The following is a 2,163-nucleotide window of genomic DNA, read 5'->3' as shown; positions in this document are numbered from 1 at the left end:
TGAAAGACCTCAGCGCCGACGCCAACACCCGCCGACTCGCCTTCGTGCGCGAACGCGCCTTGCATGACGAAGTCAGCGAGCTTCGGGCAGAGAGAGAAAAGGGCGAGATCGAAGGCATGATCAAAGGCAAGCTCGAAGGTAAGCTCGAAGGTAAGCTCGAAGGTAAGCTCGAAGGCGAATGCATGCTACTTGAACGTCTGATTATTAAACGATTCGGCTCGCTTACCGATGATGTTCGCACCCGCCTCAGAACCGCTACGGCTGACCAGTTGGAAGCTTGGGCGGAGCGCATTTTTGATTCCTGCACTCTGGCCGAGATATTCAACGACCATTGATCCTGCAAACGAATCAAAGGGGCTAGGGTCGATTTCCGATTGGTTTGTCTTGTAGCAGGCCACTCTGCTGGGCGAAGCCCGGTAGCGTGCGCAAATTCTTTTCTTTGCGCACGCGGAATCCTCTCGTGCCGACATGCTTGATTCGTCTGTTGGTGCGCAACGCGTTGCGTTTCACACCCTACAAACCCCCGTGGGCAAATGGCGGTGATGTCTGCACTCTTTTGTAGGAGTTGGTGCGGCACGACCGTAATCGCTCAGCAAGCTGCGCTCCTGCCAGGTCTGCCGGGCGCTGAAGGGCATGCTGGAGCCCGGTAGGGTGTGCAAAATCTTTTCTTTGCGCACGCGGAATCTTTAGCGCATCGACGTGCTTGGTCCGCCTGGTGGTGCGCAACGCTTCGCGTTTCACCCCCTACGAAACCTGTAGATCGTCTGCCCATGGAGTTGTCAGCCCGGTAGCCCGGCAGAGTGAAAGGCCAGCGCCCTGTTACATGCCTCGTCCAGCATCTGCGAAGGGGTGGGAGTGTGGGTTTTTGTGGTGTGGTGTCAGCCATGGTGCGGATTAATCTGGAAATACAAGAAGTCCATTATTCGCCACCTGGATTCCCGGTTTGTCGCTTTTGTTTCATTTTTGTTGGGCGTACGTGACTATTGCTCACACACAGTGGGTTTTTTTTCTATAGCTGGCTTAAGCGATGCCAGATTTTTTTAGATACGACCTTGCCCGAAAACCAAAAACTACCATGCTAAAATCCTGCATCGTTGATTCAAGGAGTCTAGCCATGCGTTTTCTGGATGTTAAAACCGACTACGCCTTCAAGCGAGTTTTTGGTTCAGAAGGCTCCAAGCCGGTGCTGATCAGCTTTCTCAATGCCATTCTGGATTACCAGGGCGAGTGCGCGATTGTCGATCTCACCATCGTCGATCCTTACCAGATTCCCATGCTCATGGGCATGAAGGACACGTATGTTGATGTCAAAGCCGTCCTGGGTAACGGCAAGCACGTGATTATAGAAATGCAGGTGCTCAACGTGGCGGGCTTCGAGAAACGCATTCTCCATAATGCCGCCAAGGAATACGCCACCCAGTTGCTGAAAGGCGATGATTACACGCTACTCAATCCGGTGATCGCCCTGACTTTCACCGATTTCATCATGTTCGAAGGCAGCCAGGAGCCGATCAGCCGCTTCAGGCTCATTGAACGTGATCGGTTTATCGAATACAGCGACGATGTCGAACTGATCTTTGTCGAGTTACCCAAATTCACCCTGGAGTTGAACGCGCTCGATAGTATTCAAGATAAATGGATATTTTTCGTCAAAAACGCCGGCAGCCTGGAATACATCCCCGAGACGCTTGCCAGTGTCCCCAGCATCAACGAAGCCTTCAACCTGATCAATGAAGCCGCAATGAGCGCGGAAGAATTGGAGATTCAATTCAAGCGGCGTGATTTCATTATTTTGCAGCGAGGCTCACTGAAGTTGGCCGAGGAACGGGGTGTGGAAAAGGGGCGGGAAGAGGGGCGGGAAGAGGGGCGGGAAGAGGGGCGAAAACTCGGAGAGCAAACCAAAGCTCTGGAGGTTGCGAGCAACCTGCTGGATATTCTTGACAATGCTTCTATTGCCACCATGACGGGTTTAAACGATGAACAGGTCAAGCTGCTACGGCTTGCCAAAAAGAGGTAATCGAAGAGGGGTACCCGACAATAATAGGGCAATAGGGCAATAATAGGGGGCACTCCAATTAATCGACCAAGTCCCCTCAATTGGATAATAACCCGGTAGGGTGCGCAAATGCTTTTCTTTGCGCAGGCGAATCCTCTCGTGCCGAC

At 52.6% G+C, this 2,163-nt stretch carries 2 protein-coding genes; both read left to right on the top strand.

The features are described from left to right. On the top strand, positions 1-335 hold a 335-nt coding region (locus tag ACOYNV_RS27795), incomplete at its 5' end, for a DUF4351 domain-containing protein (RefSeq protein WP_422903064.1). A 779-nt stretch (positions 336-1,114) separates the two neighbouring features. Next, positions 1,115-2,017: an Rpn family recombination-promoting nuclease/putative transposase gene (locus tag ACOYNV_RS27790; RefSeq protein ID WP_422903063.1), complete on the top strand. Its 903-nt coding sequence runs from the start codon at positions 1,115-1,117 to the stop codon at positions 2,015-2,017. Positions 2,018-2,163: the final 146 nt, after the last annotated feature.

The sequence above is a fragment of the Propionivibrio sp. genome (genome assembly GCF_049316945.1).
Taxonomy (GTDB): domain Bacteria; phylum Pseudomonadota; class Gammaproteobacteria; order Burkholderiales; family Rhodocyclaceae; genus Propionivibrio.
This window is presented reverse-complemented; position numbering and strand designations above follow the sequence as displayed.